Source organism: Echinicola strongylocentroti (genome assembly GCF_003260975.1).
Taxonomy (GTDB): domain Bacteria; phylum Bacteroidota; class Bacteroidia; order Cytophagales; family Cyclobacteriaceae; genus Echinicola; species Echinicola strongylocentroti.
The window spans coordinates 2,281,695-2,306,923 of the sequence record NZ_CP030041.1 but is presented as its reverse complement, the minus strand read 5'-3'; the positions used below and the strand labels follow the sequence as shown (position 1 = coordinate 2,306,923).

Annotated in this window: 16 protein-coding genes; 6 read left to right on the top strand and 10 right to left on the bottom strand. The window is 46.1% G+C overall.

Annotation, left to right across the window (positions count from 1 at the left end; translation table 11 throughout):
• Positions 1 to 44: 44 nt before the first annotated feature.
• Both DN752_RS08880 and DN752_RS08875 read right to left on the bottom strand, forming a co-directional pair.
• Positions 45 to 455, bottom strand: coding sequence for a hypothetical protein (locus DN752_RS08880; protein ID WP_112783612.1), 411 nt, complete (start codon positions 453 to 455; stop codon positions 45 to 47).
• 2 nt (positions 456 to 457) lie between these two features.
• Entirely contained in the window at positions 458 to 2,236 is a 1,779-nt protein-coding gene (locus tag DN752_RS08875) for a hypothetical protein (protein ID WP_162633178.1), read from the bottom strand.
• Positions 2,237 to 3,050: 814 nt separating this feature from the next.
• On the opposite strand from DN752_RS08875, the gene DN752_RS08870 reads away from it, so the two are divergent.
• The 5 genes from DN752_RS08870 (at position 3,051) to DN752_RS08850 (ending at position 10,067) form a co-directional block, all read left to right on the top strand.
• Positions 3,051 to 3,500, top strand: a complete 450-nt coding sequence (locus DN752_RS08870) for an NUDIX domain-containing protein (protein WP_112783610.1) — start codon at positions 3,051 to 3,053, stop codon at positions 3,498 to 3,500.
• A gap of 405 nt (positions 3,501 to 3,905) precedes the next feature.
• Positions 3,906 to 4,760: a carboxypeptidase-like regulatory domain-containing protein gene (locus DN752_RS08865; protein ID WP_112783609.1), complete on the top strand. Its 855-nt coding sequence runs from the start codon at positions 3,906 to 3,908 to the stop codon at positions 4,758 to 4,760.
• Positions 4,761 to 4,801: 41 nt separating this feature from the next.
• The gene (locus tag DN752_RS08860) at positions 4,802 to 7,180 is read left to right on the top strand and encodes a TonB-dependent receptor (protein ID WP_112783608.1); all 2,379 of its coding nucleotides are present in this window, start codon (positions 4,802 to 4,804) and stop codon (positions 7,178 to 7,180) included.
• Positions 7,180 to 8,724: a glycerophosphodiester phosphodiesterase family protein gene (locus DN752_RS08855; protein ID WP_112783607.1), complete on the top strand. Its 1,545-nt coding sequence runs from the start codon at positions 7,180 to 7,182 to the stop codon at positions 8,722 to 8,724. Before DN752_RS08860 ends, DN752_RS08855 begins: the two co-directional genes overlap by 1 nt.
• A 71-nt stretch (positions 8,725 to 8,795) precedes the next feature.
• Positions 8,796 to 10,067: a ComEC/Rec2 family competence protein gene (locus tag DN752_RS08850; protein ID WP_112783606.1), complete on the top strand. Its 1,272-nt coding sequence runs from the start codon at positions 8,796 to 8,798 to the stop codon at positions 10,065 to 10,067.
• Between the two features lie 58 nt (positions 10,068 to 10,125).
• Here the strand turns inward: DN752_RS08850 and DN752_RS08845 are convergent, their stop codons facing one another.
• Positions 10,126 to 11,106 carry a glycoside hydrolase family 43 protein gene (locus DN752_RS08845; RefSeq protein WP_112786476.1) on the bottom strand — a complete coding sequence of 327 codons (981 nt, stop codon included), beginning with the start codon at positions 11,104 to 11,106 and terminating at the stop codon, positions 10,126 to 10,128.
• A 628-nt stretch (positions 11,107 to 11,734) separates the two neighbouring features.
• Between DN752_RS08845 and DN752_RS24445 the strand changes: the two genes are divergently transcribed.
• Positions 11,735 to 12,025: a hypothetical protein gene (locus DN752_RS24445; protein ID WP_162633177.1), complete on the top strand. Its 291-nt coding sequence runs from the start codon at positions 11,735 to 11,737 to the stop codon at positions 12,023 to 12,025.
• Positions 12,026 to 12,109: 84 nt separating this feature from the next.
• On the opposite strand, the gene DN752_RS08835 is transcribed toward DN752_RS24445, so the two are convergent.
• The 7 genes from DN752_RS08835 to DN752_RS08805 all read right to left on the bottom strand — a co-directional run bounded on the left by DN752_RS08835 (position 12,110) and on the right by DN752_RS08805 (position 25,068).
• The gene (locus DN752_RS08835; RefSeq protein WP_112783604.1) at positions 12,110 to 13,618 is read right to left on the bottom strand and encodes a c-type cytochrome domain-containing protein; all 1,509 of its coding nucleotides are present in this window, start codon (positions 13,616 to 13,618) and stop codon (positions 12,110 to 12,112) included.
• A gap of 42 nt (positions 13,619 to 13,660) precedes the next feature.
• Complete coding sequence (locus DN752_RS08830) at positions 13,661 to 15,154, bottom strand: DUF1501 domain-containing protein (RefSeq protein WP_112783603.1); 1,494 nt, start codon at positions 15,152 to 15,154, stop codon at positions 13,661 to 13,663.
• A gap of 81 nt (positions 15,155 to 15,235) precedes the next feature.
• The gene (locus tag DN752_RS08825) at positions 15,236 to 17,560 is read right to left on the bottom strand and encodes a PSD1 and planctomycete cytochrome C domain-containing protein (protein WP_112783602.1); all 2,325 of its coding nucleotides are present in this window, start codon (positions 17,558 to 17,560) and stop codon (positions 15,236 to 15,238) included.
• 20 nt (positions 17,561 to 17,580) lie between these two features.
• Positions 17,581 to 18,636, bottom strand: coding sequence for an NHL repeat-containing protein (locus DN752_RS08820; protein ID WP_112783601.1), 1,056 nt, complete (start codon positions 18,634 to 18,636; stop codon positions 17,581 to 17,583).
• A gap of 335 nt (positions 18,637 to 18,971) precedes the next feature.
• Complete coding sequence (locus DN752_RS08815) at positions 18,972 to 21,266, bottom strand: PSD1 and planctomycete cytochrome C domain-containing protein (protein ID WP_112783600.1); 2,295 nt, start codon at positions 21,264 to 21,266, stop codon at positions 18,972 to 18,974.
• Between the two features lie 1,372 nt (positions 21,267 to 22,638).
• On the bottom strand, positions 22,639 to 23,574 hold the full coding sequence (locus DN752_RS08810) for a glycoside hydrolase family 43 protein (protein WP_112783599.1): 936 nt from the start codon (positions 23,572 to 23,574) through the stop codon (positions 22,639 to 22,641).
• 342 nt (positions 23,575 to 23,916) lie between these two features.
• Entirely contained in the window at positions 23,917 to 25,068 is a 1,152-nt protein-coding gene (locus DN752_RS08805) for a helix-turn-helix domain-containing protein (protein WP_112783598.1), read from the bottom strand.
• Positions 25,069 to 25,229: the final 161 nt, after the last annotated feature.

The window sequence follows — 25,229 nt, the reverse complement described above, 5'->3', positions numbered from 1 at the left end:
ATGGTTTTGCTAGGGGCATATATTTCATGTTTAATCTACTGGACCTACTGCCCAGCTCCCGAAGCGAGATCCTCTTCCGTGATCTCATACACGTATTCGTAATTCCGTTTGCCCTTTTTGTGCTCTGACCAGTAACTGTAGTCATATATTGTTTTGCCTGTGGTCTCAGGGGTGTAGTTGATTATTACCCTATTTGCTGACTCTACTTTAATGGAATCATAGTATTGATTTAAATCAATTTTTTCTGGAGTATCTGCCCCAACCGATACATCTTGCCAAAACTCAGTGGACTTTGCCTTTAAAACCAATGTGTCCTGAACCTCATTTATAGAGCTGTAAAAATAGATAGAGAGCTCTTCATTACTGGAGTTTTCTATTTTATAACTGATAAATGTTACTGGATCACAAGATGCTATTGCAACAGCAAGTGTTACTATTATATAAAGATTTCTCATGTCTATTTCCAATAATAAGCCTCAAATAAATTCTCTAAATCCGCCCTATCCAAATTGCCACTTTCCTTTAGCAACCGGTCCCTGAACTTCTGTGGAGTGTCCACATCCTTGTCAAGTGCATTAAACAAGTCTTTATGTGTATAGCCGGCCACATCATCGTAAAATCCAGACCTTAACCAATCTCTGTTGGTATCGATAATGTCATACATAATACCAGCGGGAATCCAACCGTTCCAATATGAGAATAATGGTTTAAACGGCCTTATGTCATCATTTTTATCCCCTGTTTTCAGCGGATCAAAATTTTCAAAAGCACTTAAAGAGACCCTGCTATTGGTATTCCCAAATTCCTCCAAGGTAAGCCTATATCCCATATGATACCCCCAGGCTTCTCCCAGCGCACATAGTCCGGCATTATTCCCCGTACCGTCACCGTAAACCCCGTAGGTAACGATGTAGTTGATGTACCGGATCCAGTAGTTGTTTCCCACTTTGGCATAGTGACTGGCATGGGCCAGCTCGTGAAAGGCTGTTTCGTACACGGCGGCGGTGCCCTGTGCTGAATTGGCCTTGACGATGATGTCTGGAAGGATAAACCGGAGCAGGGTATTGCCCAGAATAGTCGCCGGCATTCCCGCGACCTTGCCGAGGAATGACACTACCTTGGACTTGGAGGTAAAGCCATAGAAGCCCCACACCCTTCGGAGCATCGGCGCAGCACCTCCCCCACTTCCATCCGATGCCACGATCCTCAGGTCGGAAGGCGGCAGGCCTATACCGAACCGTCCACAGTAGTTACGGTACTTGACCGCTGCGTTGTTTACCGTGGCGAACCGCCAAGCTCTGGAATCGGTATACATGTCGATATTACGGTCGTATCTGCTGTGCTTGCCCACATGGTGGCTCGCCTTGGAAATGTCCACCGTACTGCTCCATATCTTAAAGCCCGATGCGTTTTCGAAGAACACCGTATAGTGGACGTCACGCTTATACCTGTTGTCTATCCTGTAGTACCCCAAAGAATTGGTGTAGTCCCTGCCGTACTTGAACCACCGCCTGGTCCTTACTTTCACGCCCTCCACTCCTACAAGCTTTCGTCTTTCGGTATCCCAGACCCTTACATATCCCTGGGGATGTATCTTTGCCCTGCTTGCCTCCCCGGATGTCCCTTTATCGTATTCGGGCTCCTTTAGGTTGCCCGTCAGCCTGAGGGATTCCTCTTCAAGTTCGTAAAGAAAATCCAAAGATGCCAGCTTTCCGTTAGCGGCAGTGGTGTCTTCTTCATCGAGGAGAAATAGCTCCTCCAGTATCTCATATTGGATATCGGGAAACCGATAATCGACGGGTACGGATGTATAATACCACTTGCCCTCTTCGGGATCTACCTCCGGATCCATATAATAATCCCCCAGGGAGTCAATCTCATAGTCAAGTGGGTAATCAAATAGATATAGCGAGTCCTTTTCAAGTCGAAGAAGCTGTTCGTCCGACTCCGTAAATAGCCTCACATAGTAGTGTGTAGCTTCTATCTCAAAGTCAGCCGCTTCCCGCCCCTTGGGATCCGAACTCCTGAAACTTTCCAGGGCCTTTCGCATATTGGTGACGGAATAGGGGTTCTCCAGTTTTTTGCCCAGTAAGGTCTTTGCCATTCCTGCACTTTCGAATGGGGTTTCTTCATCTGCGATAGGTTCCATTTCCACTTTTTGACAAGAAAAAAAGATCATCGTAAAAATTAATATTAACAGACATGGGCAATACCGAGAGCTTGGTTTCTTTTTCATGCTAGAAGAGGTTATTAAAGTTAATAGATAAATAGTCGTAGCCAAATAAGACCAAAGGACGTACTTGTTATGGTCAAATAATTAAAAATAATATTTAAATAAAAATAATAAAGTACATAAATAGTTAAAATAGTATAAAAGTATAGTTAAATAGTAAAAAATACTTTTTTGTAGTAATTAATCCTATAGAAATTATCTTAAAGCAATTTCATCTCGTAATACCTGTGGTCATGGCGTAGATTGGCTAATGCATAAACCTGGTTGAACTAAGCTTTTAGCCTGAGTGAGGGCAATATTTTATGGACACATTCCCTAAGGCCTTGCCTTGGGGAAATTGATTACGGAATTTATCCTTTTGTGTGTAATCATTCTTTCAGCCTATCCCGCCATTCGGCAATCTAGTGTCAAGCCAAACCTAAACCTACGTGTAATCCGGTGTGTCTTTTGGCCTATCTCTACGTTGCAAAAAGACTTCCTTAGCTACGGCTAGGGGCGTTTTTTGCGCCTTGATCTCGTCCAAAATCCACTACCGCCTTATCCGTCATTTAAGCGTTGCCTTGACCCTAGGCTACTGCGGTTTCCAATGTATAAATCGGGGCAAAGTGCCATCGGCACGATAAATTTAGTAACCTGCGGATTCATCCGCAGGAGCTTAAGCTCTCCTCAACCTCCCGAAGGAGTGCCATCGGCACGGATGATAGCTATGCCTACACGAAAAGTGTTTCCTTTCAAACCACTAAACGCATTTGCCCTGCCTACATGACCCTCGATACAGCATTATCCTTAAATTTGCAAAAAAAATAAGCTAGCTAAAATGAATTCAATCTATCCAGAACCTACCGTAGGAGCGATTATTTTCAATCCCAAAGGAGAAGTGTTGCTTTGCAAATCTGCCAAGTGGAATGACCAATATGTCATACCTGGTGGGCACATCGAAAAAGGCGAGCGTATGGAAGATGCGTTGGTCAGGGAGGTGAAGGAGGAGACCGGCCTGGATGTTTTTGACCTACAGCTGGCGAGTGTGCAGGAAAGTGTAAACAGCGAGCATTTTAGCGAAAAGCGTCATTTTATTTTTATCGATTATACCTGTCGGACAGCCCAATACGATGTCGTGCTCAATGATGAGGCCGATGAATATGCTTGGGTAAAGCCTTCGGATATTTTGGATTACGATTTGGGAGGATTTTGTAGGAGTTTTTTTGAAGAATGGCTGAAGGAGCATTCAGTGTATAGGCGAGGTGTTTTTTATGGGTATGTCAGGTGACTTCTCATTGTTAAGTCAGCATATTTTTGGATGAAGTAACCAGAACTTAACCCAGTTAATACTGGAATGTGACATTTTTTTTAAAAAAGCAAATATTGGTATCAGGGTCGAAAGGCCTATTTTAGTCCTTTCCTGTTGTTTTTTGAGAATGAAGACGCTGTGTATCATTGATTGCTTGATATTCCCTTTACATAGGTAACTATTGTGTCGATATTTTTTAACAAAACCATTATGTGTAATTCTTTACATAGGGAAATTTTATATGGTTTTTTGGGATAGTAAAAAATCTATAGATCAGCTTTCACCCGTAGAAACTTTCACAACAGATACTTTTAGCAATTGTCCCTAGGCTATTCTTGGGAGGCTATTAGCGTCGAATTCTTAATAATTAACCAAATACTATCCATGAAACAAATCATTACTATTTTATTGCTCTTGGGCAGCACACTTTCGGGGGTGTTGGCACAAGGAACAGGAACCCTCATTGAGGGGGTGGTTCGGGATTTTTCTGAAGAGCGATTGGTGGGGGCCAATGTCTTCGTGAAGAATGAAAGTACTGGCTTTACCACTGGGAGCGTAACCGATCTGGATGGAAGGTTTGTTATCCAAAATATTCCTACCGGAGGTCCATATACGCTAAGAGTGAGTTATTTGGGTTATGGTGATTTCAGGGCTGAGAAAATAAACCTGTCGCAGGGAGATCGGATAAACCTTGGGCAGATTACCCTGAATGACAATGTCTCCGATTTGGAGAGTGTTATCGTCGAGCCGGATTTTTTCTCAGTGGAAAAAGACCGAATGGGAGCAGCGAAGAAGATCAATTCCAAGATGATGAATTCATTGCCAAGTCCTACGCGTAATTATGCATCCTTTGCTGAGCTCTCACCGTTGGCGAAGTCAGGGACCCAAATGGCAGGGGCAAAGCCAGGGATGACAGGTTTGACCATAGATGGTGTGTCCAACCGACGCGGGGTTTTTGGAGACCTGTCGGGCGGAGCATTTCCTGTTTCCATGGAAGCAATAGCGGAGTTTGAAGTGGCTACCAATTCTTATGATGTCACTTCCGGCAGAGGTGGTGCGGGGACCATCAAGGCGATCACCAAATCAGGGACCAATGAGTTTCATGCCAGTGCTTGGGGATACTACGCTGGAGATGCATTGACTGGGGATAAGTTTTCAAAAAACGGACTATTAAACGATGATAGTGTCGAGGGAATACCAATGAAGGAGACACCTATACGACTACCCAGTTTGGCGTAAGCCTTTCGGGCCCTCTTGTCAAGGACAAACTTCATTTTTTTGTGGTCGGGGATTATTATAAGAAAAACCAACCGTGGGCCAGCCACTGGGATTATCAAAACAATTCCGAAAGAGACTTGCGCGTAAAAGAACAGGATTTGGTAAATGTGATCGATATTCTGGAAAACCAATATGGTATTCCTGGTGTGGTGAAGGATAAGCTGGGAGGATATGACAAGCAGTATGGCGTAGCGCCAGGGGTTCCGCAACAAACCATTTCATTCTTAGGAAAGCTGGATTGGAAAATCAATAGTGTTCATTCGGCCACTTTAAAGTACAATTACCATAGTTTTTCCAATCCGCGTAAGCTGATTGGCAATGGGATATTCTCTGCACAGTATGGAGAAGAGTCATATGACCACAGTGTTCAGCTGAACCTTAATTCTCAAATCAGCCCCACTCAGAAGAACACCCTTCGATTATCTACCAATTATATGCTCCGTCCAGGAGAGCCGTATAACGGAAGGGTGGCCATCGGACGAGTATATGTAGAATCGGATTTTGGCAATGGTGACACAGACGGGGATGAAGTGTTCTGGGGAAATCAATACTGGGCTCCGGAGATCATCAGCCAGAGGGCTTATCAACTGATCGACAACTATACTTGGCTGGTAGGGAAGAGCAGGATTACAGCAGGTCTGGATATCTATCATGAGCGTATTTCTGACCAGCTGACCCACTATCAGCAAGGTGAATTTTATTTTGCCAGTGTGGAGGATTTGGAAAATAGGACACCTTATCGGTACGAAAGGAAGACTCCCCTTGGCGATGCAGGCGGAAGGGTAAAACCAACTATATTCGAAACGGGCGTTTATGGACAGCTCCAGACTTATTTGCATGATGACTTGGAGCTGACTGCTGGTTTGAGGTGGGATGCATCTTTAATCCCTGTCAAACCTACCTATAATGCCTTGCTCGAACAGGAACTGGGCATTCGTAACGATGTGGCACCAATGGACCTGAACAATATCCAACCTCGTATCAACCTCGTGTGGGACATCAATGGTAAAGGTACCGATGTGATCAAAATAGGTGGCGGGGGATTTGTCTCCCAGTTTACGACGCAGGCGCTGACCATGTCGCATATCGATAATGGGGTAGATTATGCATGGCCGGTAATCGAAGTAGGTATGCCCTATGCAGACGGTTCTGGCAGGGTAGTGACCCAAGAAGATCTGCCTACCCCGGACTGGGATGCTTATTATGAGAATTTTGACAATGTCCCTGGTGAAGAGTATGTCAACGAATTGGTGGAAAAGGGAATCCTAAGTACCGATGTACCTGCTTATGTGGTGGCCATTGACGAAAACCTCCAAAACCCTTATACTTGGAAGTTTAACCTGGGCTATTTTCACAAAGTGAACAACTGGCTGAATGTCGGTGTTTCAGGTTATTATAATTCCACGCTAAACAATTCTTATTATACCAATATTAACCTCAAGGATAATCCCGAGTTTACCCTTGACCAAGAGGGAGGTAGGGATGTCTATGCACCCTTGAGCACACTGGATCAAAATTCGACTTCTGTAAACTGGCTAGATGCCAGAAAATCGGACAAATTTAACCAAGTGATGTACTATACTTCAGCGGACTGGGCCAATACCTATGTGGCGTTGGTGCTGGAAGCCAATATGAAGTGGAAAGATGGAAGTGTCAATATTTCCTATACCAGGGGGGCTTCCAAAGGTGGGGTACGCTATAACTCAGGAAATGCCCGTGAATATCACTACGTAGGGCAGTCTTACGATGGGTTTGGTGATTTGATGAGCAGGTCTTATGATTTGGACGATATGAAACATAAATTCCTGATTACGGCAGTTTCTCCTACTTTTCATGGATTTAACATCAGTACCAAATTCATGATGGTACAGAGCGAACGTTTTCATGCGACCATGCACAGGAGATATGATATCGTGGGAGTGGCCACCAATTCTTCCAGTACAAATTACATCCAGCCATATATTTTTGATATAAATGATCCCGGCCTTACAGAGGATTTTCGTGCAGATTATCAGCAGCTTTTGGATAATACCAGTCCTGAGTACAGGGAATACTTGATGAATAATATGGGACAAGTGGCGCAGCCTTTTGCAGGGATCAATCCTGTCCGGACATCATGGGACTTGAGTGCTTCCAAAACCTTCACTTTCCAAAGCCAACACAAAGTGATCCTAAGAGGGGATATTTTTAATGTGCTTAATTTAATGAACAAGGAGTGGGGAGGGTATCATTACATTTCCAATACCGACCTATATGATGTGACGGGGTTTGATGTGGGCAATAAGGCCTACGATTATCAAATCAGGGAAAATGCCGGAAAGAAATATTATACCGTCAACAATCCTTACACCATTCAGTTTGGTTTAAAATACGTTTTTTAATGAACGGGAACAGAAAATTGGTCAATTGGGCTATTGGCGTCATGGCCTTTTTTACCAGCCTTAATGCTGATGCCCAAGCTGCAAGGGATATAGAATTGGTGGTGCACCGAGGGGGAAATAGGCATGCACCTGAAAATACCTTGGCTGCGGCAGAGGCGGCCAAGAAGATGGGAGCTGATTATTTGGAAATGGACGTTCGCCAATCCAAAGATGGTGTTTATTATAATATGCACGATGAATCCGTGGATAGAACAACTGATGGTATCGGAAAACTGGCTGACTTGACCTCAGGTTATATAGAGCAGTTGGATGCAGGCTCATGGTATAGGCATGGATTCAAAGACGAGCATGTTCCTGCTATCGAGGAGTTGGTAGGCTTGTACAAGGATTCCCGCATGAAGCTATATGTTGATTTTAAAGCGGGAGATATTGCTGATTTTGTCACCAAAGCCAAGGCCTGGGGTGTTACTTCCGAAAATTCCTTTTTCTACTTTGGTGACTGGGAAATGGCCAAGGAGTTTGTGGCCTTGGATACTGGCTTGCCGCTAAAAATCAAAGTGGGCAAAGAAGATGATTTTGATTCACTCTATCAAGCCTTCCATCCAGAGATCATTGAGGTAGAGCCAGCCAATGTTAGCAAGGAGCTTATCGATAAGGCGCATGCCAAAGGGGTAAAGGTAATGGGCTGGATAGCTCAGGACCAGCGAAAAGCCTATTTGGATTTGTTGCAATATGATATTGATATGATGAACTTGGATAATCCAGATGTCTTTGCTTCTCTCCTTCAAAACAGCAAAGCCTTGCCTGATCCGTACTTGATCGCCCATAGGGGAGGTGTAGTGGAGGAGCTGTATGAAGAGTACGATCCCCAGGGCTTGGAGGAAGCTTATAAGCGTGGATATGGAATGGTAGAGGTGGATGTCTGCGAAACCTTGGACGGAGTGCTGTTTGTACATCATGACAGGGACTTTAAGCGGGTTTATGGGGTGGATAAGGAGGTGACGGAAGTGACCTGGGATGAGCTAAAACACTACCGATCACTCAGAGCGGGATTTAGCCCTATGACCTTTGATGAGTACGCAGCGCTTTGTGAAGGCAGGTTTGACTTAATGGTGGATGTTAAGTCGGTGAACAAAACACCTGCCTACTATGAAAAGCTGAGAGCGGTACTGGAGAAACATGGATTAATGGAAAACCTCATCTTTTTGGATAGGGAAGCACGGCGGTATTTTTGGGGTGAGGCACGGTTTGGAGTACGTGTTCGTGAACTGCCAGAGATCGTCAATAGGTATCAGCGTGCAGAGGATGTGGCTTGTCATTTCTTTCTGTTTGACCATGGGACAGAGCTCACTGCACAATCCATAAGGATGGCCCAGAAAATGTACATGGAAGTGATTCCTTCCGTTAATATTGGCCATTATAAACTGGAATTTCATAAAACTGGAGCTGGTAGAGATATCAAGTACAACAGATCCATGGGAGTGACTTCTTTTCAGATAGATTCTGACTACGATATGTTTTTCAAAGAGTCACTTACTTTGTAATCGATATTTAGCATTGAAGAGGTTCCTTGTTTTTGGGGAGCCTCTTTCGTATTAAGAAAACACAAAAAGTTATGAGAAATTTAATTTTGATTTTATCCCTGATCATGTTGGGAAACGTGTCAAATGCACAGGATATTGGTCAGCCGTTACCCAAATGGGAACTAGGTATGCTGGACCTTCATCACATCAATACGGGTAGAGGGGATGCTGCTTTTTATGTTTTGCCCGATGGGATCACCATGTTGGTAGATGCCGGCGAATCATCCGAGGACGATCCGAGGACCTTGTCTGCTAGAAACACTCCAAGGTTACCCAATACAGATAAATACGCCTATGAGTGGATTGCAGATTATATTTTTCAGTTTGGCCCATTGGGAGGGGATACCCACATAGATTATGCGGTACTTACCCACTTTCATTCCGACCATTTTGGGACTTGTACTTCCTATAGCCCTAGGAGTGAAGAAGGGAACTATCAGTTGACAGGTTTGGTAGGCGTGGGGACCTTGATTCCGGTCAAGAGGGTACTTGACCGAGATTACCCTAGCTATGAAAACAGTCAAGTGAAGTTTTCGAAGGAGAAAATACAACTGGCATTGGAAGCTGGAAGTCGCGATTCGGTATATGCTTGTTCCGTAAGCAATTATTGGAAATTCCTAGAATATCAAGAAAAGGAAAATGGGATGGAAGTTTCTAAGTTTTTGCCTGGCAAGAACAACCAGGTGAAACTGTCTGAGGCAACTGATTATCCGACTTTTGGGATAAGAAACATCGTTGGCAATGGCTGGGCGTGGACTGGTGAGGGAGAAGCGGTGTTCCCACTAGGTGCTTCCAATGAAAATGATCTAAGTAATGGCTTTCGTGTGTCTTACGGAGAATTTGACTATTGGACAGGAGGTGACATCAGTGGAGTTGGGCCTTATGGCGAAGGAAGGTTCAACAGTGTAGAAGCGCAGATTGCTCCAGTTATAGGGCCAGTGGACGTGGCTACGCTAAACCATCACGGCAATAGGGATTCACAATCCGCTTATTATGTACGTACTATCCGACCAAGAGTATGGGTACAACAATCTTGGTCATCGGATCATCCTGGGGATGATGTGTTGAGGAGAATTTCATCCAAAGAATTGTACCCTGGCGACCGGGATATTTTTACTACGGGAATGCTGGAAGCGAATAAGCTCGTGATAGGTGACCGTATAGATAACGTTTATGGTTCGCAGCGAGGGCATATTCTGGTAAGAGTAGCTCCGAGAGGCAAAACGTATCAAGTCATTATTTTGGAAGATAGGGACGAAAAGCGAATGGTGAAAGCAGTTTTTGGTCCTTACGCATCACGTTAAAAATATGAGCTGTCTCCTAATAAAAATAGCTTAATTAGGAGACAGCAATTTTATGCACTTACTCCACAGGGTCGATTCCCTCAGAGGTCATGATGATTTTTTTTATGGTGCCATCAGGATTGTAGTATAGGTAATCGATGCAGACGGACCTTCTGAAGCTACCGCCATTGGTGGGAATACTGCCATTGTGGTAGATGAAATAATCCTTGCCTTTGTACTCGATGATGGCCTGGTGGTTGGTGTTGGTATTGCCTGCCACCTCGTTCAGGATGCCTTGGTACTTCCATGGTCCGGTGATGCTTTCGCTCATGGCGTAGGCGGTTTTTTCAGGGAATTTGTACGCATAGGAAAGGTAATAGAAATCGCCCTTTTTGTGTACCCAAGGTGCCTCGGTGAAGTTGGGCAGGTCGATGTGTTGGATATCGCTATCCAGTTCGAGCATATTGTCCTTTAGTTTGGCATAGTAACAGATCGTGTTGCCCCAAAAAAGGTGGGCAGAACCATCGTCATCGATAAATACCGACGGGTCAATATCATCCCAACTGATCTTGGTATCCGTAGTCATGTCATTGGTGATCAAGGCATGGCCAAGGGCATCTTTCCAAGGTCCCACCGGGCTGTCGGATACGGCAATGCCAATGGCCTTACCATGGATTTCTTTGTGGCTTACCGTTACGTACCAAAAGAACTTCCCGTCTTTTTCGATCACCTCAGCAGCCCAGGCATCACCGGCAGCCCAGTCAAAGGTCTCTTTTACATTGACAGCGGCCCTTTCTTCCCAGTTGACCATGTCGGTGGAGGAATAGATGAGCCATTCATGCATCTCGTAGAAGTTTTTTTCTTTAGGAGCCTGATCATGACCCACGTAGAGGAATACCGTATCATCATGGACAATGGCTGCAGGATCTGCGGTGTATTTTTCCGTAATGACAGGATTGCCCGGTGTGATCGGATCTTTTGCTGTAATGGTACTTTGGGAAAATCCCGCAACGGCCGTGCATAACAGTACGGTAGCGCACAATAACGTTTTGATGTTCATTTTGGGGTCTATTTTGGTTAAGAAGGCCATGATCCCTTGATCTTTGACCTGTTCAAAAATAGCATAGCTTTTCCAGATAAAAAATTTTAAGTGTATAAAAAACACTAATAGCTCTTTTATTAAACCCGTTGTCAATGCCGTTTAGTTAGTGTGTAACTGGAAAATATGGGTTCTATATTTTTTCCTTGGGCAGTTATTTTTCTAGTTAAATTCCTAGGTGGTTTTCATCCCTTTACCTTTGTTACTTTTTTGCTTCAGGTCAAAAAAGTAACCAAAAAAACCCGCCGTTGTGCATCTATTGGCCTAAAATTAAAACCTCCCCTCATGCAGGCAAACTCCTCCTGTCTAAAGCCAAGCAGGCCTATCTAAAGCCAGGTAAACCTTCTTTAGCTGCCAACATTCTTTTTGGGCAGCATTTCGTCAAACAAGCCTGCCTTTTTGCCCACCCGCTTTTTAATTTCTAAACGCCCAATACCTGCAAGGCGGATCCGATTAATAAGTTTCTTATGGATAAATTATCATCATTATTCCATGTAGTGGTACATTTTCTTAAGTAACCGAGTTGAGCGAGAACTATAAGCCCCCCCATAGCCAAAAAAGGTATCGCTTCCTTATTACGGCCCTTGGTATGCCTGTTTTCCAGCCGATGGTGGAGGCCGTTAAAAAAGTGAGTTGGCTCGCGTCGTGGAACAGCGAGACCCACTCACTTTTAGGTCGTAGCCATCGGGTGGAAATTAAAATGGGTGACGGATCTCGGTCGCAGGGTAAATCCATGTTCCATTTTAAAAGGCATACCACCGGCCTAGATTTTTTTCTTTCATTTTTCATCAATGGAAAAAAGGAAAAGGATAAATTCCACCAAGATGATCAGGTTTCCCCAGCCAAAGTCAATCAAATAAAAGACCTCTTAGGTATATGAAAAGAAGGAAATCCCTGCAAACGATCGACCCATACTACTAGTTCATATGAATGTTTTTCAAAACCATTTCCCTGCATCACCCAGTCAATTTTTGGTGGTTACTTCTTCCGTGGTATCAGCGCTGACCAATATCAGGGAAGGGGCTTGTGTGTGAATTTGTAGTTCAGGAAGCTTTTCTTGAAGCGTGGAGATGCCGGTTGGTGTAGCGTTGGTTTGCCAGAGGTAGGCCGTTTTTAGGTGCTTGAGCAGATGGAGGTTGGCCAATCCCTTGTCCGAAACTTCCGTTCCGTATAAGTTGATGTATTCCAGCCATTTCATGTTCTTAAGAGCTTTTAGCTCCTCGTCAGTGATGGCAGTATGGTCAATGTGGAGCTCCGTCAAATGCTCAAAGTCCTTCAGGAAGCCATAATCCAATTTTTGTTCCAGCCTGACCTTCGAAAGGTTCAGCCAGACGATTTGATCACTGTGGTTGCTTAAGACCTTTAGTTGCTGAGCGCTCAGTGGAGCGTTGGTGTTAAGGTAGCTGACCTGGAGCAATGGAATGCCCGATGCGATAGGCGCCGCAGAAAAGCCATTTTTTCGTAAATCCTGTAGATCGTCTTCTGTCGCCGCATCGATGTCCATGGTAAATACGGGGTTTATTTCTTTTTGGGGAGGATTGACCAGGGCATCCAAGATTTCCTGTACTTCCGGTGAGGTCTTTACTTCTGTTACTTTTTTATCAAAGGAGGCCTCGTTTTCGATCCACCACTCCAATAGCTGTATTTCTTCTTTGGAAAGTGGGTTTTTGCCTTCTGGAGGCATGACATCATCATGGTCTTGGGGGAGTTTGATACGTTTGATCAGTTCGCTGTCCGCTGGCTGTCCGGCGGTAAATACGGGGCCATTTTCACCACCTTTTTGAAAGCCTTCTTTGGCGTCAAGCCTCAGGTCACCTTTGGTTTTTTCGGGATTGTGGCAGCTTTCACATTTGCCATCGGTGATGGGCTTGATGACATCATCAAAAATAACGGCTTCTTCTAAATTGGTGATGACAGGACCTTCGTCATTCACTTTTGGCGGTAGCCCGACGACCTTTCGCATGGGGGTGGGCATATACTTTACCAAGTAGTCCGATCCATGGGTGAGATTGCCTCCCAGGTGTCCAGTAAAGCTAAGACAGACCACTGCACCAAACAGGGCCGGGAAATAAATCTTGGAAACCCCTTTGGTCTTAAGAAGCAACGCGACAATGGCCAATACAATTGTGCCGATTCCAAGCCATAAGTGCCAGTCTAGCGTAGCACCTTGGTATTCTCCACTAAGCGACAGCAAGTACCCCAACACCGCAGCCCCCACAGCACTTAGGATACCCAATACAAGCACGAAGGAGACACTGGCTCCCAAATGCCTGAATTTGGGAAGGCTGGAAAGCACTTCCATCAAAAATGCCAAAAGGATAAATCCAATGGGCAAGTGCACGATCAAGGGATGAAACCTTCCCAGAAATAGCGATAGGTCGGAGGGTTTTTCCTGTAGTTCCGGAATCGACTGGGCGAAGGCTGGTAAGACCGCAATCACGGTGATCAGGAGGATTAGCGATAGCTTTTTCATTCGAGGAATAGCGGTACTGGTTTTATGTGGTCAGTGAAAGGTTTAAGCGAGGATTTTTTCAACGATATTGCCGTGGACATCGGTCAGTCTAAAATCCCTCCCTTGAAAATGATAAGTGAGCTGCTCGTGGTTTAGGCCAAGCTGATGGAGGATGGTGGCTTGGAGATCATGGACATGTACACGGTCCTTAATGCCGTAATAGCCGATTTCATCCGTTTCCCCATAAGTGATGCCGGGCTTGATGCCTCCTCCGGCCATCCAGATGGTAAAGGCCTCTAGGTGGTGGTCCCGGCCGATAAATTTCATTTCTTTGCCGCCTCTGTTTTCACGCATAGGCGTACGGCCAAACTCCCCTCCCCAGACCACCAATGTGTCGTCCAGTAGTCCGCGTTGTTTGAGGTCTTTGAGGAGTGCTGACATGGGCTGGTCTATTTCTTGGCAGCGGTTTTTGAAGCCATGGTTGATGGCCTCGCTTTTGGCAGCACCGTGGGCATCCCATCCCCAGTGATACAGTTGGATAAACCGAACCCCTTTTTCGGCCAGTCTTCTGGCCAAAAGGCAGTTGTTGGCAAAGGAGGCCTTGCCAGGTTCCGTGCCGTACATTTCATGGATATAGTCTGGCTCGTCATTGATGTCCATGGTTTCGGGGACGGACATTTGCATTTTATAGGCCATCTCGTATTGGGCTATGCGGGTCATGATCTCTGGATCACCGACCTCCTCAAATTGGGTGCGATTGATGTCATTGATGGCCTCGATGGATTTTTTTCGGAGTGCTCGGCTCATCCCTTTTGGGTCGGAGAGGTAGAGGACTGGGTCTCCCTTGGAGCGGCACTGGACACCTTGATAAACGGTAGGGAGAAAACCACTTCCCCAGATACTCTTGCCTGCACTTGGTGTCGTCCCACCAGAAACCAGCACTACAAATCCCGGCAAGTCTTGGTTTTCGGAGCCCAGCCCGTAAGTGACCCAAGACCCCATGCTTGGTTTTCCCAGCCTGGCACTTCCTGTCTGCATCAGCAATTGGGCCGGGGCGTGGTTGAATTCATCCGTGTGCATGGCCTTGAGGAAAGCCACGTCGTCCACACACTGGCTGAAGTGGGGCAACCTGTCGGATACATAGGCACCGGATTCACCGTAGCGATTAAAATTAAACTGCGGCCCGAGCATTTGGGGTGTCCCTTGGATAAATGCAAATTTTTTCCCCTCCAATAACGAAGGTGGGCAATCCAGTCCATGGAGCTTCTGCAGCTCTGGCTTGAAATCGAACAGCTCCAACTGGGAAGGGGCACCGGCCATGTGCAAGTAGATCACCCTTTTGGCTTTGGGAAGAAAATGAGGCGGTAAAGGGTTCATCGGATTGGCACTGTCCCTAAGCTGGCCAAGTGCGTCCGTGGCCCTTTCGCAAGAACTTAGGCTACTCCCCATAAGTGACCCTAGGGCCATAGTGCCCATGCCCGAAAGACATTTTTTCATAAAGTGCCTTCTGGTGTTCAGTTCCGCTTTTCGATAGGCTATTTCTTCCAAGAGATTCATGGTCTTCGTTATTAGGTGGTTGGTCACTTCGTCAATGATTGTCCTTGAAGTAGGGGTAAACGTTTCATCGAAGTGGCTTTTTTAATTTTTTGTTACAAATACATCCAAATTCATAATGGCATTGGCTACGACGGTTTTGGCATTCATGTCGGGATCCTTTATTTCTTGGTCTAAATTGACCAATGAAAACTCACCGTTTCCAAAATGGGTCTTGGCTTCTTCGTAAAGGGATATGAGTGTTCCAAGGGTTGCTTCAGTAGGAGCTTCGAAAAGCGCCAGTTCATACCCGTAGGCAATTTGATCCTTTACCGACTCTTCGGACAGGCTCATTTTCTTTGCAAGTGCTTGTGCTGCTTCAATATACACAGGATCATTGAGTGTCACCAATGCTTGCAAGGGCGTGTTGGTAGAAATCCTGCGATTGACACAGACTTCCCTGCTGGGACTGTCAAAAGCCATCATGGATGGATAAGGGCTGGTCCTACGCCAATAGGTATAAAGGCCCCTCCTGTGACGGTCGTTTCCGGTGCTCTGGACCCATTTTTCAGGATTGTTGATGACTTGCCATATTCCATCAGGTTGTGGTGGCATGACGGATGGACCGAGCATTTTTTCGCTGAGCAATCCGCTGACAGCCAAGGCTTGGTCGTGGACTTGCTCGGCCGAAAGCCTCACCCGAGGGCCTCTTGCCAGCCAGTAATTGGCCGGGTCTTTTTCCAGTAGCTCAGGGGTGACGGCAGAGGATTGACGGTAGGTGGCGGACATCACGATGGTTTTTAGCAGTTTTTTGATATGCCAAGATTGGTCTTCCCTAAAGTGGATAGCCAGCCAATCCAGTAATTCTGGATGTGTGGGAGGAATGCCCTGCGAGCCAAAATCCTCCTGTGTTTCTACAATGCCTTTCCCAAAGAGTTTGCCCCATATCCTGTTTACCGTGACCCTTGCCGTCAACGGATTTTCATCACTTACCAGCCATTTGGCAAGTCCAAGGCGGTTGTTAGGGGCGTCTTTTGGTAATTGGGGCATGGAGCCAGGGACGTCAGGGGATACTTGTTTTCCATGGGTCATCCAATTGCCCCTTTCGAAAACATACGTTTTCCGTTTTTCCTCAGCGGGAAGCTCGGCCATCACTGGAAGCGGATCGGGCTTGATATTTGCCAAGGCGGTTTCCTTTTCTTGGACGAGACTCGCGAGTTGGTAGTTGGCGGTATTTTGGCTTTTTACACTATCTAGCCAGTGCATTATTTTTTTTCGCTCAGCAGCTTCTATCTCCGTATAGACCGGCATCGTGGGGCTGTCTGTCCAAGTATCGGCATCCCGTGTATTGTTAAAGAAAGCGTAAAATTCATAATATTCATCATGACGAATGGGGTCATAGGGATGGCTGTGACATTGTACACAGGCAAAGGTGATTCCCTGCCACACTTCCCAAGTGGTGTTCACACGATCCAGTACAGCCGCCACGCGGAATTCTTCGTCGTCGGTGCCGCTTTCGTCGTTGGTCATGGTGTTTCGGTGAAAGCCCGTGGCAATCAGCTGGTCTTTGGAAGGTGCCGGGAGAAGGTCGCCCGCTATTTGCTCAATGGTAAACTGATCAAAGGGCATGTCGGCATTGAAGGCCTTGATGGTCCAGTCGCGGAATTTCCACATAGGACGGTGGCGGTCTTTTTGGTAGCCTTTGGTGTCCGCATAGCGTGCCAGGTCCATCCACATCGCCGCCCAGTGCTCGCCGTATTGAGATGAGGCTAACAGTTCATCTACGATGGTTTCATAGACCTTGTCACTGGGGTTTTGCCGAAAGCGCTCGACCATTTTCTGCGTGGGCGGTAGTCCGATCACATCAAGGCTCAGCCTTCGGATCAATTCCGCAGGAGGAGCCTCATCAGTCGGTGTCAAGCCCTTGCTTTCCAATTTTCCCAACACGAATTGGTCGATGGGGTTGTTGACCCAATCTTCCTGATCGACTGCGGGGAGTTCTGGGCGTTCGGGAGGGATAAAGGCCCAGTGGTCTTCCCATTGGGCTCCTTGGTTGATCCACTTTTTGAGGGTGGTGATTTCTTCCTTGCTCAGCGGTGCTCCTTCGGGAGGCATGCGTTCATCGGGATCAGTAGCTTCGATACGTTGGATCATTTTGCTGATATGTGCCTTTCCGGGGATGATGGCTGGAGTGCCTGATTTGGTAGCCGTTAGGGCATCTTCTTCAAAAAGCAAACTGAATCCCCCAGACTGTTTGACTCCGCCATGACATGAAATGCATTTGGAATTGATGATGGGCCGGACCTCTGCATTGAAATCCACCGTGTCCGTGTTCCGGCTTTCCGAGCAGGATAGGCCACATACCATTAGCATTGCCATACCGGTAAGGCTGGATAGAAGGATGTTGCTATGGGAATTGCGAAGGGCCATTTTGGGTCGTTTGCTACTCGTTATACTCTTTCAAGCAGTACCGGGTAGGTTTTTCCAGAATTCCATTGGGGAACATAGATGTTTTCGTCATTGTCGATGCACACATCATGGGGATTCATGAAGGTCTTGCCGTCAAAGGTGATGGTTTGCAGCTTTCCGTCCACATAAGTAGGCGCAGAACCGCCGGGGGCAGAGATGACCTTGTCGTTTTTGTCCAAAACCAAGCTGATGCCATCATCGCCTTCAGCCGTTTCGGTGCGCAATACGGAGAAGTAAAGATTGTCTCCCTTGATCACAGGTCTGTTGATCCAGCAGTTGCCGACAGCGATAGTTTCGAGCTGTTTCCCGTCCAGCGAAAACCGCTTGAACTCATGGGCAATTCGTGACGTAACGATCAGCTCAGGAGTGCCTCCTTTTCGGGTATCCAAGCAGATGCCGTGGGCTTGCTTGAGTTGGTCGTCTGCGTCACCGTTGCCACCAAAATGCCGGATGTATTCTCCTGTGGAGGAATATTGGATGACATAGCTTTGTCCATAACCATCAGCGATATAGATATCTCCATTCGGACTGATGGCCACTTCAGTGGGCTTGTATTTTTCTGGGCCGTCATAGACGCCTGTTTCTTTGGGATAATCCAAGGTGAGGAGGATCTTTCCGTCCAAGGTGGTTTTGAAGACTTGATGGCGGTCGTGATCGGTGATATAGAGAAATTCCTCGCCGTTTTCATCGTGTAATGTCAGCCCATGGGCACCGGGAAAGTCATGTCCCCAAGTATCCAGGACTTTTCCGGAACGGTCATAAAACATTACGTTGTTTTGGGTCTCATTGGTCAGCAGGATGAGCCTACCTTTTTTATCTTGGACCATTTCATGGCAGTCCTTTACAGGGTAGATGGATGGATCCTGCGTGCCCCATTCCTTTTTGACCTTGTACCGAAAATCACCGTGACCGACGATGGCTGCCTTGGGATCCAGGGCTTTGCCAAAATTGATGTGGGGAAAGAGTAAGCCTCCAGCTATTAATGTAGAGGTAGTTTTGATAAAGTCTCGGCGGTTATTGAGGTTTTTTTGCTGCATGCTGTGTTTTTGTCCTGTAGATGGATTTGGTTTCCAAAATTTTTGCTGAAATGTAATTTAGGGCTTTTGGATTAAAAATGCCAGAAGCATATTTCTTTCGTTTACTTCTTTTTTTTAATGGTTGCTCAACGTGTTAAATGTATGTTTTAATGTGTGTTTTTTAAAATTGTATTTTTAAGTGAGTTATTTTATAGTAGTAAATAACTGTAGTGTTCTAAAATGGTTATTTATAGTTTTATTTTCAAGTAGCTTTTGTATTAGTTACGGAATCGTTTTCGTGATGTGCTTTGTAGGATCTATACCGAATAGGGAAAGGTGGCACAGGATAAGACTGATTATTCCTTCGTGATAAAAGCATCCAGGTTCATGATGGCGTTGGCAACGGTGGTCAGGGCGTTACGTTTGGGGTCGGTTTCGGTATTGCCCAGATTTTCCAGTCCTTCGCCGGATTGTTGGAAATGGGATCGGGCGTTTTGGTAAAGCGTGATGAGGGTTTGTAGTTCGGCGGTATTGGGAGGGGAAAACAAAGCCAGCTCATAGCCTTTGGCAATTTGTGCTTCTGGAGTGTTTCCAGCAGTTTCCATTTTTTTGGCCAGTGCCTGGGCCGCTTCGATATAGACGGGATCATTGAGCGTGACCAAGGCCTGCAAAGGAGTATTGGTCTCTATGCGGCGATTGACACAAAACTCCCGGCTAGGTCCATCGAAGGTGACCATGGATGGGTAAGGGCTGGTACGGCGGATATAAGTGTATATGGCTCTTCTGTGGGCATCTTTCCCCGTGTCATTTTGCCATTCTGCTCCGCTGTAGACGACTTGCCAGATGCCTTCTGGCTGATGGGGCATGACGGAGGGGCCGTACATTTTGTCACTCAGCAATCCACTTATGGCCAGTGCCTGATCCCGAACTTGTTCAGCGGTTAACCTGACCCTTGGTCCGCGAGAGAGGTAATCGTTGGCCGCATCATGTTGGAGTTTTTCGTCTGTTACCTTGGAAGTTTGACGGTAGGTGGATGACATGACGATCGATTTCATTAGGGCTTTGAAGTGCCATTGCTGATTTTCTACCCAGTTGACAGCGAGCCAGTCTAGCAGCTCCGGATGTGTGGGAGGTGTTCCTTGACTGCCAAAATCCTCTTGGGTGAGGACGATGCCTTTCCCGAAGAGCTGTGCCCAGACTCTATTGACCGTGACACGGGCAGTCAACGGATTCTCTGGAGCTACCAGCCACTTCGCCATGCTCAACCTGTTTTTGGAAGCGTTCTCTGGGAGATCAGGCATGGAGCCAGGCACATCCGGCGACACCTCTTTTCCGTGCACAGTCCAGTTTCCCCGTTCAAAGACATGCGTAGTCCGTTTTTCGTCATCTGGCAATTCCCGCATGATGGGCAGGTAATAGGTCTTCAAGGATTTTAACTCTTCCTCTTTGGATTTTACGAGCGAGGCAAGTTCGAATTGGGGCTTGCTGGACTTGACAGAGTCGATCCAGCGGATGAGTGCCGCTTCTTTCTTTTGGCCGATTTCAGTAAAAACAGGAAGCACAGGGCTTTCAACAGGCGAAGCGTCCTTGTCGGCGGTGTTGTTTAGGAAAGCATAAAACTCGTAATATTCATCGTGACGAATGGGATCATAGGGGTGGCTATGGCACTGCACACAGGCAAAGGTGATGCCCTGCCAAACCTCCCAAGTGGTGTTTACCCTGTCCAGGACAGCGGCCACTCTGAATTCTTCATCATCGGTACCGCCTTCATCATTGGTCATGGTATTGCGGTGGAATCCCGTGGCGATCAGCTGGTCTTTTGTGGGCGTGGGAAGCAAGTCTCCGGCCAGCTGCTCAATGGTGAATCGGTCAAAAGGCATGTCCTCATTGAACGCATTGATGACCCAGTCGCGGTATTTCCACATGTCTCGGTGTGCGTCTTTCTCATAGCCTTTGGAGTCTGCATAGCGGGCCAGGTCGAGCCACATGGAAGCCCATTTTTCTCCAAAGTGATCAGAGGCAAGGAGTTCGTCGACCAGCTTTTCGTAATTTTGAGAGGAGGGGTCTTCTTGGAGGTTTTTGATCATTTCTGCAGTGGGAGGAAGCCCCACGAGGTCCAGGCTAAGTCTCCTCGCAAGTGTGGAAGGTGCTGCCTCAGGAGAAGGCTGAAGGCCTTTTTCGTCCATTTTGGCCAAAATAAACTGATCGATGGGGTTGCTTTCCCATTCCGCTAGGTCTATCTCCGGTAGGTTGGGCTGCTGAGGGGCTACGAAGGACCAGTGATCTTGCCATTTGGCTCCTTCATTGATCCACTTTTTGAGGGTTTTTACCTCCTCTTCGCTGAGTGGTGGGCCTTCAGGAGGCATACGCTCGTCAGGGTCGGCGTGAAGAATCCGCTTGATCATTTCACTTTCGGCTGCATTGCCAGGAAGAATGGCCGGTTTGCCGGATTTGGTTTTTGCTAAGGCATCAGATTCAAACAAGAGGCTGAAATCCCCTGATTGCTTTACACCGCCATGGCAAGTGATGCATTTATTATTAATAATAGGCCGCACTTCTGCATTGAAATCTACTGGTTCATCATCCTGACAGGAAGCCAAGATGGTTGCAATGAAAAATATAAAAAGAAGAATGGCCCTTGATTGCTGCATCTGAATTGTTGAATAATTGGATTATTGTTGATAGAGTGATCAACAATTTGGTCAAACTAAAGCTAACAATAATTCTCTTTTATTTCAAAGGCCGTTTTTTTAAGACCTCTATTTAGTAGTATAAGTGGGGTTAAACCTAGATTCTAAAACGCTGAGAAAGTAACGTAAAGTAGTTCACTTATTTGACAACCACATCAGGTACATAGGGCACAATTAATCAATTTATCCTGCAATTCAGGTCGCAATACCTGTGCGTAGATAGGCTAATGTGTATTCTGGGTTTAATGCCGTTTAGTTTAGTGTGTATCTGGAAATAGGTATTCTATATTTTTTCCTAGGGCAGTTATTTTTCTTGCTAAATTCCAAGATGGTTTTCATCTCTTTACCTTTGTCACTTTTTTGCTTCAGGTCAAAAAAGTAACCAAAAAACCCCGCCGCTGTGCATCTATTGGCCTAAAATTAAAACCTTCCCTCATGCAGGCAAACTCCTCCTGTCTAAAGCCAAGCAGGCCTATCTAAAGCCAGGTAAACCTTCTTGAGCTGCCAACATTCTTTTTGGCTAGCATTTCGTCAAACAAGCCTGCCTTTTTGCCCGCCCGCTTTTTAATTTCTTAACGCCCAATACCTGCAAGGCGGATTCAGTTAATAAGTCCCAAAAAGGTATGGCTTCCTTATTACGGCCCTTGGTATGCCTGTTTTCCAGCCGATGGTGGAGGCCGTTAAGAAAGTGAGTTGGCTTGCGTAGTGGAACAGCGAGACCCACTCACTTTTAGGTCGTAGCCATCGGGTGGAAATTAAAATGGGTGACGGATCTCGGTCGCAGGGTAAATCCATGTTCCATTTTAAAGGGCAGACCACCGGCCTAGATTTTTTTCTACTTTTTCATCAATAGCCTGCCCCGAAGGCTTTCGGGGGAAAAAAGGAAAAGGATAAAATCCACCAAGATGATCAGGTTTCCCCAGCCAAAGTCAATCAAAAAAAGACCTCTTAGGTACATGAAAAGGAGGGAGTTCCCTTAACTAAAAGGCATTGAACCCATTGAACCCGGGTTTAATCCCCCCCTATTGGATGGTTTTATGGAAATCTTGCTAAGGAATAGTGACACCAAACCTTTACCATAGTCTTAAGAACCTCATGCCGTCGGCATGAAAGCTTGGTAACAGCCCCGATTATCAGTTCTCTATAATGTGCCGTAGGTACATCACATTTGACCAATTAAGCTTTTCAAAAGCCCGCTTCGGTAGGTTAGTTATCATACTTACTTTGCTTCTGTCCAGTGCCTCCGGCACTTTTAGTGTGCTTTATCTACTTTCTGTTACCAAGCTAGTGCTCCTAGCGGGACATTTCTGTTGACATCATCTGCCTCTTTAACTTAAAAGGCTTCTTGGAGCTTTTTGAATTCCTCTTGGGTGACTTTAAAGGCTGTTCCATGACGTGTCCCGTTGGGAAAGCTTATCTCATCAGAGATGTCTTCCCAGTGCTCGAAGTCCGTGGAGGCTACGGCGCCCATGTGGTGGTCACGGTATTTGTCAAAGAAGAGAATGCATCTTCCGTCTACCATTAGTGGTGTGGGACCTTCTGCCCAATAGTCACCTGTGATCGGCTTTTCGGCAACAGGATAGCCCTTGGTGAGTTTTTTACTTTTGGTGATCCGGATGTTTTTTGCTGGTGGGGTTCTGGTTTCGTCTTTTACAAACATCACATACTCCCCTTCATGCTGGATGATGGTACCATCGATCACATTGAAACCGGGCTCATAAAATAATTTGGTCTTGGAGAATTTTTTGAAATCCTTGGTGGTCGTGTAGTACATCCTGTGGTTGTAAGCATTTTCCAAGGTGTCTTGGGTTTCGGGATAAAGTCCTTTGATGGTCGTGGACCAAAAAATCATGTAGCGGTCTTTTTGGTCATCGTAGATGATTTCTGGGGCCCAGGTGTTGTGCGCTCCTTCTTCGTGTGCCATGACAGGAACAAACTGCTGCTCAGACCAATGGATAAGGTCATCAGAAGAGGCGTAACCAAGGCCTTTTTCATTCCAACTTACCGTCCAGACCATGTGGAATTTTCCGTCTCCACCTCGGATGATGCACGGGTCACGCATTAGCTTATCGCCACCAGCTGTCGGAGCGAGCACGCTTTTATTATCATTGAGGGCGTTCCAATGCAGGCCGTCCTCGCTGTAGGCCAGGTGGAGCCCATCTTCGCCATTGCCCATAAAGTAGGAAAAAAGATAAATATCATCATGCTGGGCTTGAAGGGAGAGCGTGACGCATAAGACCATGAAGGTGGTCAGGACGGATTTTTTCATAATGGGATAATTAGATGGTACTGGTGAAAATAGCGAGTGAAAAAGCATAAAGCAAAAAACAGTACAGTACGGTGGGGTAATTTAATGGGGCGTTTCATCTGTAAAACCTATGACAAAGTAGGTGTATTGAGTTACCAACTCAAGGCTCGCAGTTCCGCAGCATAGCTGCAGGAACAACCGATTTGCTGTGAAAGGAATTTGATAGGGAGCTTTACAAATCCTCTTTATTTCGGTTTGAGATTACACCCTTCGACACGCTCAGGACAGGAATCCCGAACAGCCTTGATCCGCCCATGGCCCGATTACTTCCCACTTCGTACCTCCCACTTCGTACTCCTACCTTCATCGGTCATCAAGGACATCCCAAAGTAACAGTTCGAGCTCCATGCTGGTCCTGTCTTTGCCTTTTACAAGGAAAATAGCGGTGAAATAATTGGAGTTGTTAAGGAGTCGCTTGAAATCGTTTTCCAGCCATTCGATGTCCGTAAATTTTTCGGTGGTGGCTTTGACGCCGATGTCATGATCGGAGAAGAATACAAATTGTTCTGTCTCGTTGGGGCCTTTGTAGCGCGAGACGACGGCGTGTTCGTAAATTTGGCCGTCATCCACGCTCAGGTTGACCAGTGTGTCGATGTTTCTTTCCGGATCTTGAAAATCCAACATGCCATGGTTAATGGAAGCATGTGGATTGGCGTCGTTGAAAAAATCAATGAACGAATTACCATTTTTGATGGGGCCAATATAGATGGAATTGGTCTCGGTGATGTCCTTGATCGTGGTCTGAGAGCTGAAGAGGATGTCAAAGTCCTTGTCCTGTCGGTGAAAGAGCCTTGAAATATTCATGGTCCCATTGGCAGCCATGCCCGTGACATACGGATAATTGGCGGGGTTGATCTCCCCTTTTTTTTCTGGATGCTCTTCCAAGTACCGGTAATAATCTTCGATATTATTGATGTTATAATCCCTGTTCCAGCCTATTTCCCCAGTCGCGGTAGTGCCCATGATGCCAAAAAAGTCACCGATGAAAAGCGTGGTCCCTTTACCGCTCTCAAAATAAGCTTGCCAAAGTGGGGTGTAGCTTTTTCTGCTGATCAACCAAAAGCCCACTGCCAGCAATAGTATAAAACCTGCCAAGGCAATGCCATACTTTGTCCTGTTCGTGGCCGGTTCATCTTCCCTACTTTTGATAAAATCCACTTGGTATTGTCCCTTTTTGATGCGGACTTGCCACTGGTCATCTGCGCCTTCTTCCTGGTAATATTTTTCCAGCTTTTTTCTTAGGTGATAGACATTGACCCGGATATGTGCTGCGCTCTTTTCGTCCTCGTAAGATTTGCCATAAAGCTCCATTCCGATGGTAGTTTCTTTAAGGTCCCTGCCGTCGATGGTGGCTTCTGTAAGAAATCTCAACAGGACACAGCTGGAGGGAGCCCGGCTAAAGGTCTTGCTGGAGGTGACTTGTGCTATTATTTCAAGTTTTTCATGGTTGTCCATTGATTATCAGTCGGTTTTAGCGTGAGGAGGTGGGTGTTTATTTCGCGGTTTTAGACGTCTGCAACCGAGTATGTAACGGTTAAGATTACCGTTAAATGAGTGTTAAATTTACATTTAAAGTTTCAAATTTCCATATTTCGACCATAATCATCAGCAAATAA

Coding starts and splice junctions, on each gene's coding strand:
- DN752_RS08880 (WP_112783612.1), bottom strand. CDS start 455: ATGAGAAATCTTTATATAATAGTAACACTTGCTGTTGCAATAGCATCT.
- DN752_RS24445 (WP_162633177.1), top strand. CDS start 11,735: ATGCCTGTTTTCCAGCCGATGGTGGAGGCCGTTAAAAAAGTGAGTTGG.
- DN752_RS08820 (WP_112783601.1), bottom strand. CDS start 18,636: ATGCAGCAAAAAAACCTCAATAACCGCCGAGACTTTATCAAAACTACC.
- DN752_RS08870 (WP_112783610.1), top strand. CDS start 3,051: ATGAATTCAATCTATCCAGAACCTACCGTAGGAGCGATTATTTTCAAT.
- DN752_RS08805 (WP_112783598.1), bottom strand. CDS start 25,068: ATGGACAACCATGAAAAACTTGAAATAATAGCACAAGTCACCTCCAGC.
- DN752_RS08830 (WP_112783603.1), bottom strand. CDS start 15,154: ATGAATCTCTTGGAAGAAATAGCCTATCGAAAAGCGGAACTGAACACC.
- DN752_RS08810 (WP_112783599.1), bottom strand. CDS start 23,574: ATGAAAAAATCCGTCCTGACCACCTTCATGGTCTTATGCGTCACGCTC.
- DN752_RS08865 (WP_112783609.1), top strand. CDS start 3,906: ATGAAACAAATCATTACTATTTTATTGCTCTTGGGCAGCACACTTTCG.
- DN752_RS08815 (WP_112783600.1), bottom strand. CDS start 21,266: ATGCAGCAATCAAGGGCCATTCTTCTTTTTATATTTTTCATTGCAACC.
- DN752_RS08825 (WP_112783602.1), bottom strand. CDS start 17,560: ATGGCCCTTCGCAATTCCCATAGCAACATCCTTCTATCCAGCCTTACC.
- DN752_RS08850 (WP_112783606.1), top strand. CDS start 8,796: ATGAGAAATTTAATTTTGATTTTATCCCTGATCATGTTGGGAAACGTG.
- DN752_RS08875 (WP_162633178.1), bottom strand. CDS start 2,236: ATGAAAAAGAAACCAAGCTCTCGGTATTGCCCATGTCTGTTAATATTA.
- DN752_RS08835 (WP_112783604.1), bottom strand. CDS start 13,618: ATGAAAAAGCTATCGCTAATCCTCCTGATCACCGTGATTGCGGTCTTA.
- DN752_RS08845 (WP_112786476.1), bottom strand. CDS start 11,106: ATGAACATCAAAACGTTATTGTGCGCTACCGTACTGTTATGCACGGCC.
- DN752_RS08855 (WP_112783607.1), top strand. CDS start 7,180: ATGAACGGGAACAGAAAATTGGTCAATTGGGCTATTGGCGTCATGGCC.